This is a genomic window from Mesorhizobium sp. W050 (assembly GCF_054719535.1).
The window spans coordinates 562547-577473 of the sequence record NZ_JBTTIH010000001.1 but is presented as its reverse complement, the minus strand read 5'-3'; the positions used below and the strand labels follow the sequence as shown (position 1 = coordinate 577473).

Here is a 14927-nt window from a genome sequence, read left to right as displayed (position 1 = left end):
GCCTATGTGTGTGGGTGCGGAACAGGTTTCGTGCGCAACAGCGCCAAGACTGTAGCGTCCACGTTGAACCTTTCCCGAACCCGCTTGGCGAAGAAATAGACTTGGAGCACGTTGCACACCGCCGCTGCAGCGGCGAGCCAAAAAGGGCCTCCAGCCAAAATGCCCAGGCAACATAGAGCAACAGTTGCGACACCCGTGACAAGGGTGATGCGAAAGGCGACCCTTTCGTCGCCCAGGACCATTAGCAAAATACCTGAGGAACCGCCGAGAACGTGCCCGAGTTGGCCGGCGCCTAGTATCAGTGCGAGCCAGAGAGAATTTTCATAATGTGGATTCCAAAGATGGACCAGGGTGTAGCCAAGAGTTGCAAGGCCGGCATACATTAGAAAAGTTAGTAGGGTCGCCACTGAAACCAAGGGCCGCAGCGCTTTCTGGAGACCCGTGTGATCGTTAAGCGTCCAGAGGTGAACGGCTGTGGGTGCAAAGGCCGAATTGGCGATGCTCAACGGCATGATGAGCACTGTCGAAATCCGCAGGGCGATGCCGTATTGCGCGATCTCCTGAAGACTGCTGAACAGCGCCAATAGGATCATGTCCACCTGAGACAGCCCAAACAACACTAAGGTGGTCGCTAGATTGGGCAGGGTCCGGTGGATGATTGCTCCCGCGCCAATGGGTTCTTTGGCTGACTCGCTCCAACGTCGGCAAGACGAAGAAATGCTGAAGGCTCCAACTCCCGCAGCAATCGCATATCCGGCAAGGCTGCACAGGAGCACCTGATGCAAATCTGGTTGCAGGCGAGTCGTTAGGGCGAAAGCCAGGAAGAGAGCGACCACCGTGCTCGGAAACGCCATAAGAAAGGCTGAACTCCTGATCGAATGAACTGCTCTGAGCAATTCCACTTGCACAGCTCCAAGTGCGGCGCATGGGACCTGCAACGCAACTATCGCCAGGACCCCGTGCCAAATCGCGGCGTCTTTCCCGAATGCAATCCATGGATCGGCAAGCCAAAAAGCGCATGCGACCAGGAGGCCAAATCCGCCTACGATGCCTTGGATCTTCATGATGACGTCTCGCGCACGCCCAAAATCGCCTTGAGCTGCAGCGGCTGAAACGAGTGCTGGGGCCGTAAACGTAAGACCCATCATCGCCAGAATTGCGAACCCAGATGTGAGAATCTGAGCGATGAAGTATATGCCGACCTTGTCTTGCGATAGGCCGAGGGGGAGAAGAAGCGAACTGCCTAGCCCTGCCGCCAGTATTGCTACGCGGCCTGCAGCCGCGGCCCCACTGGCCCTCAACATGGAAGGCAAATTTGCTCTTCTAAGCGGGGCAGAGATTGGGTCGGTCTGCCGGCCGTTCATTCAGTTGCCACATGGCCTGAAACGATGCAAAATTGACAGGGTGAAATCGTTAGCGGAAAAGAGTGACCCGACGTCCGTAGCGGCAGACCTTGGCACACAATGCAGGGTTCGGTACTCCAATTCGGAACAGCGATCATCCAACGAAAAACCTAGCCCATTGCGTCCGGGCGAAATGGTCCTTCAACTCCGCGTAGTTCTCGAGGATATCGGATTGAGAACCGGAACGCTGCCTCCTGAAAGGGCTATGCAGCGGAACTTTGCGCAAATTGAGGAACTCCAGCGAGCGAAACACACCCGACCCGTCGACCAACTCTTCGTAGGTAACATGCAGGTTGGGCAGAGTCTCTACTAACTGCGCGAGTCTCGAATCCCACTCTGTCCATTTTTGAAACGCTTCCGCCACATCTTCCGGTTCGGCCGCAAAATGGGTGATCTTCATTGAACCGCGGTCGGACCTCCAGGCGTTGTTAATCTGTGCTAGCTTGAATGATATGTATTGGTCCAAGAGATTGTCTCGTGAGAGGCGGATAACTTTGTACCCAAACGCCTCAAACGCTTCTCTCGCTTCAGGATGCTCGACCAGTGACAGATACGGCATTTTGAAGCCGATTGCGGCGCTTTTTTTCTTGTGCAGCTTTCGACTCAAATATGCCGCGACGTCTCGTTGTCGAGAATTTCTATACGATATCGTGCGACGCCTTACCAAATCCGCTAGCAAGCGAACGGTGGGAGAGAATAACTCACCCTCGCAAGTTGCGTCCGGGTGAGAGTCGATTAGGCCCTGCAAATAGCTGGAACCCTGTCTGCCAACGAAAACTATTGCAAAGAATGTTTGGGTGCCCATCGCCGTGCGATTCGAATTTATGATGCGGTCGATCTTTAACAACGTTTAGCAATCGCCATGGGCTTTTAACAGCCTCATTGACAGTCAAAGGGGTCGCGTGGCTTTACCCACAAATGTCTGCAAGCTTCAAATATATGAAGGTGTCGCGAGGCCGTGCGTTTGTAGCGGGCATTGTGCATCGGAATGATGTCAAATAACGGCGAGTTGCATTGGATGGAGATGAGGCTATGGAACCAGATCCAGGAGTTGCACGGGACATCGCAAGAATCGTCGACCAGGAAACGGCTCTTATTTTCGAACGTTTCGACGAAATTATTGCGTTTGAGATCGGCTGCGCAATCCGAGCCGACGCTCTTGTCGAGAAGCAACCCATCGTCGTGGAGCTCCGATTGTGGGACCGGGGTTTGTTCTATGCCGCTCTTCCGGGGGCAGCCCAATTCACTGCGGAATGGGCGCGACGCAAGCTCAATAGCGTCAGAATGTTTCACAAGAGTTCGTATCGCTTAGCTCTTGAGCAACAGCGTGCCGACCGGACCTTTCCGCCAGGATATGGCCTTGATCCGGCTGACTATGTTTTGGCCGGCGGAGCTTTTCCGATTCGTGTCCGAGCGGTGGGCGTGATCGGCGCCATTTCAGTCTCAGGTCTAAGTCAACGCGCCGACCACGAGTGTGCAGTGTCTGCTCTCGGCGCACATCTCGGTAAGGAAAGGAGTTCGTTGGCGCTAGATCCTGAATAGGCGACAGGATTTACTTCGCGGAAAACGCGCCGCGCGCTATTAACAAGATATGTTTCAGTGCCTTCAGCGACGCCAGCGTCGGTGGATGCAAGGAAGCCGCGGCGAGCCGGCGCAGGGCAACTCCTGTTCGACCGGAACGGCCATGGATCGCTGCTGAAAGAAGACTGGCGTTTGCCCTGGTCTCGCGCTCCCACCTCCGAATGTCGTCGGGTAAGTCTTTCCGCAGAAAGAAGGCATCAATCATCAGTTGAGGTTCGTTTCCTCTCTCGAATGAAACAGAACTGTAGGTCGTTGATGCGCTATGCATTCTAAATTCAGCGAGCACCTCCGGAAGATGATAGAAGCTGCCTTCCAACCCCATCCGGAGGAAAAAATCGAGATCGGGTATCTGACGTAGATCCGAACGCCAAGCTCCAGCTCTTTCATAGGCGCGGCGCCGAAAGAGCGCACCAGGGCCGGGCAGGCAATGGAGCCTCGCGTAGAGAGCGCGTCGCGAATAATCTGGAGGTCGCAGCGTCGAGCGAAACACCGAACGTTCGTCTATGATGTGAAAGTCAGGGTAAACGAGCACGATTTCAGGACGTGCCATCAACTCCTCGACACATCGCCGAATAGCGGCAGGGAGAAGACGGTCGTCTGCGCTAACATAGCCAAGCACCTCCCCGGTGCTCATCGCCCATCCTTCCGTCATGGCTGCACTCTGGCCAGCGTTGGCTTGCCTGTGCGATTTCACTTTCGCGCCGAAGCTGGCCACGACATCGCTTGTGCCGTCAGTGGAGCCGTCATCCACCACGATGATCTCAAAGTTCGGGTAGTCTTGGATCAAGAGACTTTCGATGGTCTCCCCGATATATCCCATCGCATTGTACGCCGGGACCACTAAAGAAACGCGGGGCGTTGTATAGAGATTCTGTCTTGGTGTGCTCATTTTAAGAAATTGCTTTTCGTTTCTTCTTCTTCTCTAAGCGTTGTCATGCCCCGACGAGAAAATTCCTAATCTAGGAGATTCGCGAGCATGCTTCGGAAGTGTGAAATTAGGCGATCCACGATCAATGGCCACGTAAACTCTCCGCGAACGTAGGTTTGAAGGCTTCGTCCCTTCTCGTCTAGAGAATGACGATCCGCCAACATCGACCGGAGGCCACCTCGGAGCCCCTCCACAGTCGCCGGTACGACGAGGCCACCACCGATGCGCTCAACTTCGTCAAACCCACATTGATCGGTAAGCAACACCGGCGTTCCAGCAACACCAGCCTCCAGCGCGACAAGCGACATAGCCTCGGCGCGCGATGGCACGGCAAGCAACAGAGCTCGCCTATAAAGTTCGCTTCGTTCAATCTCGCCCAGGTACCCCGTGAAGACGACCCGATCACCAAGTCGCCTCTCGCTGACGAAGGTCTCCAGGCTGGAGCGCATTCCAAAGTCAGGTCCTGCTATCACCAACCGTACATCGCCGTATTCCGACGCCACATCTGCGAAGGCTTGGACAAGTAGGTCTGGGCCCTTCACCTCGGCAAGACGTCCCATGAACAGGATGTAAGGTGCTTCCAGTCTAGAAGGCGAATGGGAGACTGCCTCGGCATCCTCCTCCACCCCGTTGGGGACGACGGCTACACGGTCTTCTGCAAGCCGAAATCGTTCAAGAATTTGGCCTCGCTCTAGCGGAGTAACCGCAACCAGCAAGCTGGCATGGCGAATTACCCGCTTTCCAAAGAGGATGTGAAAAAGACGCGCTATCGGGCGCGGGTGCTCGAGGCCAACGAACTCGCCAGCAGCGGAGAATGCGTAGGGCTTGCCGAACTGCGATGCCAAAAACGCGGTGGCGACCGAAAGAAGGTTCCAATAGCCAAGAATGTGTACAGCATCTGCTCGGCGCACGCTTTGGGCGAGCCGAAGAGGGTTGATAAACGGCACCGTGAAACGCAGGCGAACTGAACCCGTCGCGTATACCCGGATGCCGCGCTGGCGAAGGTTTTCCGCCAAGTCACCGTCCTGCATGGTAGCGATCTCACACCGACATCCCTTCGCCGCTAAGTGAGCCGCCAGGCGCCGCGTTCGTTCTGCGGTTCCTCCGCCTTTTTGGGAATCGAGGGATATGGTGGTGAGAAGTATGTTCATTCGGCGCGCCTTCCGATCTCGCCGGCCAGATGCTGAGCATATTGCTCCAATCGGTCCGCGAATGCCTCGGAAGGCAACCCGAGCTCGGAGGCCTTTCTGTGTGAAAAACGCCGGTCAATGTTCCGATCCGGCAGGCCTCGCATACGAAGGAGCAACCTCAGTAACGATCTCGGCGCTGTAGCGCCAATCTTGGGTAGGTCACGATGAAACGCCGCCGCAAGACTATCCTGAACGAAGGCAAAATTGTTTTTAGGGTCGTGGTCGTCCGTAACGAGCACCACTTGAGGGCCAAGGCGCTTTTGGTCAAGCGACAATTGAACCAGTGTCCGGGCTACAGTCTCGACGCTCACAAGGTGCATTCGTCTGGTGCCATAGAGTGAGCGGCGAAGCGCGATTTTCCACTGCGGCGCCTGGCTCATTTCTTCGGCCAAGCTGACCAGATTGCGGCCACCGCGGCCAAACACCGCCCCCAATCGCAACACGATTGTCTCGGGGAATGACCCCCTTATCACCGATTCCACAGCAATATGTTCGGTCTCATAAGGCGACAGCGGCTGGGGATTCGTACTCTCGTCAATGAAGTGGTCTTTTACGCCCGCATAGACATCAATGCTGCTCGCGTGGATGCAGCGATAGATCCCGGATTCCCGAAAGACCGACTTCAGGCTTTCCATCGCACCGCGATACCAGCCGCTGCCATCGGGGCGCAGAAGGTTCACCAGAACATCATGGCCGCGAAGCGCGCTCAGCACTTGAGCTGGGTTAGCAAGATTGACGTCGTTTAGTTCAATCCCCCGCAAGCCGAGCCATTTTGGCCGCGACCTGTGCAAAAGATATCGGCTGGGACGAGCCGCGGATGACTCAGTCCAACACCTAGCAAATGCCTCACCGACGAAACCAGTCCCTCCGAGCACGACCACGCGTGGCTCGTCTTCGAATCGGTCGTCCTTCATGAAGGGGCTTCTTCAGGATTTGATGTGCGAGTGTCATCGCGTTGATTGTGTCCGGTTACGGCAACCAAGCCAATCCGCATATGGCCAATAGCATAAGGCTGACGCTTTGCGCAACGAGGGCCGCAGCGCGCCCATTAAGCCAATTGGGGAAAAGGAAAGTCTCTCTTGGGCCGCACGTTTATTTCAGCCTATAAACATGAGCATGACTGAGTCTCTGCCAAAATTCCAATCCTCTAGGATCGTAGGTTTCGCACTGGCGACAGGAGCAATCGTAGCCCTCCCTCTGTGCTCATTGCTTTTAGCGAGCAATCCCGGTCCCTCGGTGCCTATCATCCTGTGGTTCTATGCTTCCGGTTGCGCCGCTCTCGTCGTATCGCTTGCATTCCCCTCCTCTTTTTTCGTTTTCTTATTGTCTTTGTTCCTCTTCGTAGGGTTCATAGCCAAGGCAATTGCAAACTTCGTATATGGCGTTGCGCTAATAGAGCCCATTAGCACTTTCACTTCGCAGTGGGATCAGGCTCTGACTTTTGCCGCCAGCGGCTTGTCGGGCGTGTGCTTGGCCAACCTTCTGGCCGCTCTTTTTCCCTCTTTCTCCAACACGTCGATGGCTTCGGGACCTGCTCGTCTCGCTAACTGCGTCCTCGTTGCTTTTGCGTCCCTCCTAGTCATCTCGATCGTCGTATATTGGGCCAATTACTCGTTCCATATCCTCCGAATCGGCTACCCCCTCGGCATCGGCATAGATGCTCGGGTCTATGCGGTCGCCGCCTTCATCATCACGTGGGGTGCCCTTGTCGGCGGACTTACCGCAGTCCTCTGGCTCATAGAGCTCAGAAGATGGCCGTATGCTTCCTTGGTAGCTACGGCCACGTTTCTTGGTGTGCTTGCCGCGTTGTCGATGGGCAGCCGAATCCAGCTTCTCCTCTACGTCCTAGCTGCAGTTGCAGTCATCGTGTTCCGCCGCCAGCAAGTTCGGGACTGGATCGCGATTGCCCTGGCGATGTGTTTGGCCGCGATTGTTTTTGCAGGCTCACTTGCGGTGGTCAGTTTCGAGCGCACGTTCGATTTTGGGCAGACTGCGCCCTCGTTCCAGTCCGCACCCCCGGCCCTACAATCCCTCGCTCCCCCGCTGGCATCCCAAACGACATCATTGAGCGACAAGGTGGAGGCCGTCACAAGGGACCGCTTTGCCCTCCAAGGTTTATTTCACCAACTCCGCAACCTAGCGGTCATGAGATGGGTCGGGCTGGAAGGCGTTATGACAGCAGCGGCAAATCCTGAGCAACTCAGCTTCGACTTGTTCTTGAAAGTCATGTCTGAGGATCCCGCTGCGGGCTCTCACGCAATCTACCAAAAGATGTCCGGAGATCGTTACGGAAAAGTCGAGTACTACACGTTCCTGACCCTTCCTGGCCCTATCGGTATAGGAAGCCTGTCTGGATCGCCGCTGATTGTGATGGCATTTTTGTTTGCACTGACGCTGTTGGGCCACTTGATCGAATGGGTAGCTGCTCGCTTGACTCAAAATCTGGCAACCGCGGCTGTGACAGGAGTGTCACTGGCATATCTAACCGTCCAGATGGGGTTCCCGTGGACGTTACTGATTTATGCCATCGAACTCCTCCTTTCGGTTACGTTCGTTGGGGTCGTGTGGTGGGTCACAAGAGGGCTGACGTCAGCTAGGTCAGGTTGAGAGCGCGCGCGTGCGCTGCAATGAGTTGAAACCCCGAAAACACCAACCTAGCCGCTATTGTTTTCTCCAAACTCGTCTATTTACGAAACCGGTATAGCTTAGGACAATTCGCATCACCTTGTCAGACACGTTGTCGGGTTGGTAATCGCTTGGCAAACGCAATAGCCGATCCGCACCGCGCGGCTGGGTTTCGAGGATGCGAAGTCCGTCATAAACCCGCTCGAGTTCCAGCCCCACCATCATAACAGAGGCTTCTTCGAAACCTTCCGGACGTTCATGCACTTCTCGCAGATTCAGAGCGGCGAAGTTGAGGATCGCGCTCTCTTCCGTAATGGTCCCGCTATCCGATAACACAGCGCGCGCAGAGCTTTGGAGTTTCACGTAATCAAGGAAACCAAAAGGCTTTTCAAATCTGGCCTTCGGATTGCGATCGCCACCAAGCGCATCAAGTCGCTTTCTCGTTCGGGGGTGGGTCGACACTATCACGGGTACATCGTACCGTTCCGCAATGCCGTTGATGATCTCTAGAAGTCGTTCTAGCCGTTCCGGATCGTCAACGTTCTCTTCGCGATGTGCGCTGACGACGAAGAAATTCCCCCCGGTAAGCCCAAGGCGGCTGAGCACATTCGAGCTGTCGATCGCCGCATGATAGTACTCCAGAACTTCACGCATCGGACTTCCGGTGACGATTATCTGGTCAGGTGGAATCCCTTCCCGCAACAGGTAGTCGCGAGCAATTTGGCTATACGGCAAATTGATATCGGAAATGTGATCAACGATTCGGCGATTGATCTCCTCGGGCACCCGGAAATCGAAACACCGGTTCCCCGCTTCCATGTGGAACACTGGGATTTTGCGTCGTTTCGCTGCGATCGCAGCAAGACAGCTATTCGTGTCGCCTAGGATCAGCAACGCATCCGAATTGTGTTTAACCAGGGCTTCGTCAGCGGCAATAATCACCTGACCTATCGTTTCGGCGGCTGATCTGCCGGCTGCATTGAGGAAACTATCTGGTGTTCGGATACCAAGCTCCGAGAAGAACACTTCATTCAGTTCGTGGTCGTAGTTTTGTCCTGTATGTACCAACGTGTGCTCGAAATTCGTATCAAACTTGGCGATAACTCGCGACAGCCTTATGATTTCGGGGCGTGTCCCAACGACTGTCATCACTTTAAGCACTGATGGCCTCCTTTATGAGGTCAAGCTGGCTCAACAGTTTCTTTACCTGCTCAATATTCAAACGCTCGGTGTTGTGAGATGTGTAATCTTCCAGTGTCGACAGCTCTTTTTCCCCCTCGACAAAATATTTGTCGTAGTTCAAATCCCGTGAGTCGGCTGGGATTCTGTAGTAACTGCCGAGGTCTTCCGCCCGAACCATTTCTTCTCGAGACACAAGAGACTCGAACAATTTTTCCCCATGCCGCGTGCCGATGATCTTGATGGGATTGTCGCGCCCAAGGACTTCTCGCATCGCGTTGGCCAAAATCCCGACGGTGGATGCCGGCGCCTTCTGAACGAAGGTGTCGCCAGACCGAGCATGCTCGAAGGCATAGAGTACCAGGTCCACGGATTCGCTCAGAGACATCAGGAAACGAGTCATGTTCGGATCGGTCACTGTGAGTGGTTGACCGCGCAGCAGTTGATCCAAGAACAGAGGGATAACCGACCCGCGGGAAGCCATAACGTTCCCGTAGCGGGTAGCGCAGACGACCGTTCCGACGGATTCGCTGAGCCGGGATTTGGCGATCATAACTTTTTCCATCAGAGCCTTGGACATGCCCATAGCATTGACCGGATACACCGCTTTATCGGTGCTAAGAACAACACACCTCTGCACACCATGGCTTACCGCTGCACGCAGCACATTCTCCGCCCCGTGGACGTTCGTTTTGATCGCTTCCATCGGATAGAACTCGCAGGAAGGAACTTGCTTCAGCGCTGCGGCATGAAAGATGTAATCAGCACCGCGGACTGCATCGTCGACGGCATGATAGTCGCGAACATCTCCAATGTAGAACTTGAGGCGATCGTCTCTGAGCGCCAACCGCATATCCTCCTGCTTCTTCTCATCGCGGCTGAATATGCGGATTTCCGCGAAATCACTCGCCAGAAACCTTGAAAGCACCGCGTTTCCGAAAGAACCAGTGCCTCCGGTTATGAGCAGCGTTTTGTTAGAAAACATACTCTTTGTTCTCAATTTGGATTAGCCGAATTCATGCATTGCCCGAATAAGTTCAGGCCATTCCGGGGGATCGTAGCCCGTGGCCTTGCGGAACCGCGATGAGTTAAGCGATCGATCAATTGACAATCCCTCATCAGGCTCGATCCGAATTTGCTTGGCGTAAATTTCGGCCACTAGCCTGAGGAGATCGTACTTGCTGATTGCTTGCGCGGAGACATGGTAGAGGCCTCTGAGGTCAGGACGCGGAACAACGAAATCCCGGATGATTCTGGCGAGCTCCACCGTGGGCAGACCAGAGAAGATTGCTCGCGTAAAGCCTCTAACAGTTCCTTCCTGAGCGAGAAACCAATCGATCAGGCTATGTGCGCTACCTAGCTCGCGGCCGATAATCGAGGTCCGCAACGTGACGGCGTTAACGTAGTCCACCTCTCCGAGAAGCTTGCTCTTTCCATAGAGGTCATATGCATTGGGGCGGGAGTTCTCACTGTAACTTCCGTCTGCGCCATCAAACACACAGTCGGTGCTTACGTGAACGAGACGAGCTCCTGCGATCTGACAGAGGCGCGCCACCCGATGGGGAAAGATCGAGTTTATGGGTATCGCCGCCAAAGGGTCGCTCGCGGAGGAAAGCTGCTTGACTACACCAATGCAGTTTACCACGACATCAGGGCCGACCTCAGCGAACAGTTTAGCGAGTGCGTCGTGGTTTTCGGCATCGGGGAGAGTAACTAAATTTCCTCTGGTTTCCTCCGCAAATAGGCGGTGATGCGATTGCGAGCGGGTTGAGCCAAAAGCCCGGTAACCAGGGCTGCTTAAGAAAAACCTGAAGACCGCATTGCCGAGCATACCCGAGGCGCCAAGCACTAGCACTTTGAGAGGATTTCGCTTGTCCATCGCCTATTCCTACTTCGTCACCGCAAGCGGGTACGCCGGTCAACTGCATACCGAAAGTGGTTAATGAGTTCACGTGCAAGGGGTGCCGGAGCTAGGTGCGCGTCGTAATAATGGCGTCCGGCCTTTCCCATGCATTCCCTTGCTTCCTCCGGCATGTTTTTTAGCCGCACCATCGCCTCTGCAAGTCCGATAGAATCTTCCGCGGGAACCGCAAGGCCCGCGTTGGAGTCCTGAATGAGCTCTGCGGCCTCACCATCTAAACAGGCCAGGATTGGGCGCCCCGCGCCAAGATAGGTCGGAATTTTGCTTGGTATCGTCAGGCTGAGGGCTTTCGACCGATTGAGTGTAACAAGCAGGGCAGATGCCTGGGCGAAGATGCTCGGCATCACCGCAGAGGGAAATCGCCCGGCCAACACCACGTTAGTCAACCGACGTTTCTCGATCTGCTGTCTAAGCCATTCAGACCGGATGCCACTCCCGACGAAAACTACCCGTATATCTGGATCTTGAACGTGACTGGCTGCGTCTAGCACGGTTTCCAAGGCCTGGGCTGCGCCTAAGTTACCCGCGAATACGATATTAAACCCTGCTGGCAGGCTCAACGGAGGGATTTCCTCGATATCACCTCGCACCGGCGGCAGATCGCCCGGATTTGGATGATACGCGATTGGGATGTTGTCTCCCGCAACGGCCTTGATTTTCCCTATAAACCCGCGAGATTGCACCAAAAGAAGGTCGGCTCGCCGGTATATGAAGCTTGTGAGCCGCTCAACCGCCGCTAGCGCCAACCTGTTTCTGACAAAGCCCGTTACTTCAAGACTCTCCGGCCACAAATCTTGTACCCAAATGACATGCGCTGCACCTTTGATTTGGCGGAAAACGGCCCCTACCAACCCTTGCAGGATGGGCGAGATCGCGTAAACAAACACAACGTCGCACGGCCTCCCTCGTGTGAGATATGGGCCCAGCACCACTCCAAACATCACGAACGAGAGGTAGTTCCAAATGCGCCGAAATCCTCCTCCGCGGCCTCGAAGCACCAACGGAACCCTGTGAATCATATAACCCGATGGGTGCAGTTCGGTGCCCAATCCGAAAGCACTGTACCCTTTAAATATCATGCCATGGGGGTAGTTCGGCTGCCCAGACAGAACTTCAACGTCGCAGCCTTCGGAGCGTAGTGAATCCACCACCTCGTTGATTCTGAAGTTCTCGGGCCAATAGTGTTGGCTGACGACCAGCACGCGCAGGCCTTTACCAAGCCCGCCACCTGCTATCTCAACATCCTCTGGTACCAGCTGGGCGTGCTTCATTGCCGAAGCGAGCGGACGCTGCTCATTGTCGCTTGAATTTCGGATCCCGGAGTGAACTCTGGTACCGTTGATTGGAGAAGACGCAGCGCGCCCTCTACATTCAGGTCATTTATCATGCGTTGCATCTCATCGAAAATGCGCTCGATCACGGCCCGCTCGATCGATCGCGCAGACGCGGCCAAGATTCCTGGCGAGCCCGTCTCACTCAACTTTTCATTGCAGTCGAATAACTCCTCGTAGAGTTTTTCCCCAGGACGTAGCCCGGTGTAAGCAATTTGAATGTCGACATCTGGACGCCGCCCAGACAGACGGATCAGGTTCTTTGCTAAGTCGGCAATTTTCACTGGTGAGCCCATGTCGAGCACAAAGATTCTGCCGCGCTCGTGAATTATGTCCGGTTCATGAGCTGCGGCCGCTTGCAGCACCAGCATGCATGCTTCCGGGATGGTCATGAAGAAGCGCACGATCTCCGGATGAGTTACGGTTAAAGGCCCGCCGGCTTTTATCTGCTGTTCAAACAGAGGGACGACCGACCCAGCCGATCCCAAGACATTGCCGAATCGCACAGTCATGAAACGGGTGGATAAGGTCGCCTGGGCGAGGTCCATCGCCTGGCAATACATTTCCGCCATGCGCTTGGTGGCACCCATAACGTTCGCAGGGTTCACCGCCTTGTCCGTCGAGACCATGATCATCTTAGAGACGTTCCAGCGCAGCGCCGCATCGGCCACGTTCCGCGTACCGATGACGTTGGTATAAATGCCCTCGATCGGTTGAGCCTCAACCATCGGTACGTGCTTCAAAGCAGCAGCATGAAAGATAAGATTGGGGGCATGGGCTTCAACAACGCTGCTTGTAGCCTCCCTCTCACGTACATTGCAGAGTACTGCATGGATTCGTGAAGCGGGATGTTTTTGGCTCAGCTCGGATTTGATGCAGTAGAGCGCGTATTCATTGGCATCCACAAGTACGAGGTTTAGCGGGGCGAGATCGGCTACCTGCCGCGCTAACTCTGACCCTATTGAACCCCCGGCTCCAGTGATCATCACGTTTAAGCCACCTATCATGGCGGCGATTTTTTGCGTGTCTGACCCGACGGGCGCCCGCTGCAGAAGATCCTCCAACTTTATAGGCCTGAGTTCGATTTCTGCGTCGATGCTTTTCATGTCGAGCATGTTAGGGAGTGTCAGCAACTCAATCTTATGCTGCGCCGCGACGTCTACCAACTCCTCTAGTTTGGCGTATTGCTGATATTCATCTCGTGATCGAGTAAGGATTATCGATTCAACCCGGCGGCCCCGCGCCTCGAACCGCTCCAATATTTGCGGCAGCTTTTCTAACGGGCCCACCACTGGGACACCACGTATGGCCCTACCAGTTCTTCGGCCGCGTTCATCGAGAATTGCTAGTACCTGGAAAGAGGCACGTTGCCTCTCATTGTTTGTTCTTATGAAAGCTTCGGCGTTATCCGTTGCTCCGATGAGTAGAACGTTTTTAGCGCTTCCCTTCGCAACCTTTCCCCTTCTTACGTCGTGCTGATTCCGATAGGCTCGGTACACAGCGCGCGGTCCGGCCAGAAGCACGATTGTAAAGGCCCATGCAATGAGAATCGAGGAACGCGGAATTGAATTCAGTCGGTTCACCAAAAACTCTAGGACCGAGAAGATGGCGATAGATGCGGTGGCGACACCCGCAATTGCCAGGAAATCTGAAAGCGACGCGTAACGCCATATACCGCGATTCAATCCAAGGAAAAATCCAGTGGTGCTGACTACGCATCCAAACAGGGCGGCAGCAGCGACGAAGCTCCAAACGTTTGCCGAAAATCCGGTAATATCCAGCCTCAACGCGAATGAAAGCAACAACGCGGCTGCCCCCATCAAGCCGTCGTGCAGCAGGGCCAGTCCTCGCAACGTCAACAGCCGCGAGATCACGTGAGAGGTCTTGGATCTCGTACCTGAAGAGGCAGCTTCAATCCCGTCGAGAACAGGGCGATGCACTAGATCACTTCCTGAAGGCTCAAGTTGCGAGCTCTGTCGATTGATCTCAAGCTCGATCGCTCACGCTGTGTCCGGGCCGGCAGCGGTGCCTGAGACGTTGGCTGCTGCGGCCAAAAAAAGGAAAGCGTCAAATGGGGCGGTTCCATCGTAAGCAATTTGTCCTAGTATTTTCTTCTTAGCGACACGTAAGTTTGGCACCAAAGCAGATGCTCTGATTCTGTACCGCAAATGACGTGGTCATCCAATACTTAATTCCCGACGTTCGCCACAATGGCAGGAGCATCACCGGCACAATTTTGTTTCTGTGAAGCTGCGTTTGACGCGACAATCCTCCCTGGAACGTCCATCTGAATGAGCAGTCTTAAGGGCCGCTATCACGTGGCGAGCGAAACTGCGAGGGCTCAGAGGGTGGGAAGGCTCGGGAGTCTACGCGAAGGTCGGCATCAAACTTCCAAGGCCAGCGCTTTCGAGCTCGCGCAAAAACTGAAACGAGGCGGTGTGCCGATCGGCTTCGTCAAAGTTATTATCAGGAAGCGATCTCCGAAGCCACGCGCCTTTAAAAGCTTGCCGAAAACCAAACCGTGGCGTTGGCCCAGCGTGGTCAGGGTTCGTTCAATTGGAAGAGATGAAGCATTTCGGCGGTTGTGCAACTGCACCTGCCATATTCGGCTCGACGCTATCACGCCTAGGCCGTTGGCATTGGCATCTTGCCGTCACCGTGCATCTGTTGGAACCAACTACAAGTGCCGCTGATCGGAGATTCAGTCGGTGCTGCATATTAGCAACACGTTGTGGAACGATCGGGCGGCGTTGGCCAATTGCTTTTGAA

12 protein-coding genes are annotated in these 14927 nt (G+C 54.9%); 2 read left to right on the top strand and 10 right to left on the bottom strand.

Features of this window, described 5'->3' with window-relative positions:
* Positions 1 to 2 precede the first annotated feature (2 nt).
* Both ACYG9Y_RS02705 and ACYG9Y_RS02700 read right to left on the bottom strand, forming a co-directional pair.
* On the bottom strand, positions 3 to 1064 hold the full coding sequence (locus ACYG9Y_RS02705) for a lipopolysaccharide biosynthesis protein (RefSeq protein WP_156929739.1): 1062 nt from the start codon (positions 1062 to 1064) through the stop codon (positions 3 to 5).
* A gap of 433 nt (positions 1065 to 1497) precedes the next feature.
* Entirely contained in the window at positions 1498 to 2010 is a 513-nt protein-coding gene (locus ACYG9Y_RS02700) for a hypothetical protein (protein WP_156929738.1), read from the bottom strand.
* Between the two features lie 425 nt (positions 2011 to 2435).
* Between ACYG9Y_RS02700 and ACYG9Y_RS02695 the strand changes: the two genes are divergently transcribed.
* Positions 2436 to 2945, top strand: a complete 510-nt coding sequence (locus tag ACYG9Y_RS02695) for a heme-degrading domain-containing protein (RefSeq protein ID WP_023737760.1) — start codon at positions 2436 to 2438, stop codon at positions 2943 to 2945.
* Between the two features lie 10 nt (positions 2946 to 2955).
* Here ACYG9Y_RS02695 and ACYG9Y_RS02690 read toward each other — a convergent pair whose 3' ends face one another.
* From ACYG9Y_RS02690 to ACYG9Y_RS02680, 3 genes are all read right to left on the bottom strand, one after another.
* On the bottom strand, positions 2956 to 3873 hold the full coding sequence (locus ACYG9Y_RS02690) for a glycosyltransferase (protein WP_023749104.1): 918 nt from the start codon (positions 3871 to 3873) through the stop codon (positions 2956 to 2958).
* A 65-nt stretch (positions 3874 to 3938) separates the two neighbouring features.
* Positions 3939 to 5063, bottom strand: coding sequence for a glycosyltransferase (locus tag ACYG9Y_RS02685; RefSeq protein ID WP_023737758.1), 1125 nt, complete (start codon positions 5061 to 5063; stop codon positions 3939 to 3941).
* On the bottom strand, positions 5060 to 6016 hold the full coding sequence (locus ACYG9Y_RS02680) for an NAD-dependent epimerase/dehydratase family protein (protein WP_023749102.1): 957 nt from the start codon (positions 6014 to 6016) through the stop codon (positions 5060 to 5062). Before ACYG9Y_RS02680 ends, ACYG9Y_RS02685 begins: the two co-directional genes overlap by 4 nt.
* A gap of 322 nt (positions 6017 to 6338) precedes the next feature.
* Here ACYG9Y_RS02680 and ACYG9Y_RS02675 point away from each other — a divergent pair, with 322 nt between their 5' ends.
* Positions 6339 to 7709: a hypothetical protein gene (locus tag ACYG9Y_RS02675; RefSeq protein WP_023749101.1), complete on the top strand. Its 1371-nt coding sequence runs from the start codon at positions 6339 to 6341 to the stop codon at positions 7707 to 7709.
* Between the two features lie 54 nt (positions 7710 to 7763).
* Here the strand turns inward: ACYG9Y_RS02675 and wecB are convergent, their stop codons facing one another.
* Genes wecB through ACYG9Y_RS02650 form a run of 5 tightly spaced genes read right to left on the bottom strand, consistent with a single transcriptional unit; the run spans position 7764 to position 14098 of the window.
* Positions 7764 to 8888, bottom strand: coding sequence for a non-hydrolyzing UDP-N-acetylglucosamine 2-epimerase (wecB, locus tag ACYG9Y_RS02670; protein ID WP_023737755.1), 1125 nt, complete (start codon positions 8886 to 8888; stop codon positions 7764 to 7766).
* Entirely contained in the window at positions 8881 to 9891 is a 1011-nt protein-coding gene (locus ACYG9Y_RS02665) for a polysaccharide biosynthesis protein (RefSeq protein WP_023737754.1), read from the bottom strand. The genes wecB and ACYG9Y_RS02665 overlap by 8 nt, the downstream gene beginning before the upstream one ends.
* Before the next feature lie 21 nt (positions 9892 to 9912).
* A complete protein-coding gene (locus tag ACYG9Y_RS02660; protein WP_023737753.1) occupies positions 9913 to 10785 on the bottom strand; it encodes a dTDP-4-dehydrorhamnose reductase family protein in 873 nt (290 codons plus the stop codon).
* A gap of 17 nt (positions 10786 to 10802) precedes the next feature.
* Positions 10803 to 12098: a glycosyltransferase family 4 protein gene (locus ACYG9Y_RS02655; protein ID WP_050593094.1), complete on the bottom strand. Its 1296-nt coding sequence runs from the start codon at positions 12096 to 12098 to the stop codon at positions 10803 to 10805.
* The gene (locus ACYG9Y_RS02650) at positions 12095 to 14098 is read right to left on the bottom strand and encodes a polysaccharide biosynthesis protein (protein WP_156929737.1); all 2004 of its coding nucleotides are present in this window, start codon (positions 14096 to 14098) and stop codon (positions 12095 to 12097) included. The genes ACYG9Y_RS02655 and ACYG9Y_RS02650 overlap by 4 nt, the downstream gene beginning before the upstream one ends.
* Positions 14099 to 14927: the final 829 nt, after the last annotated feature.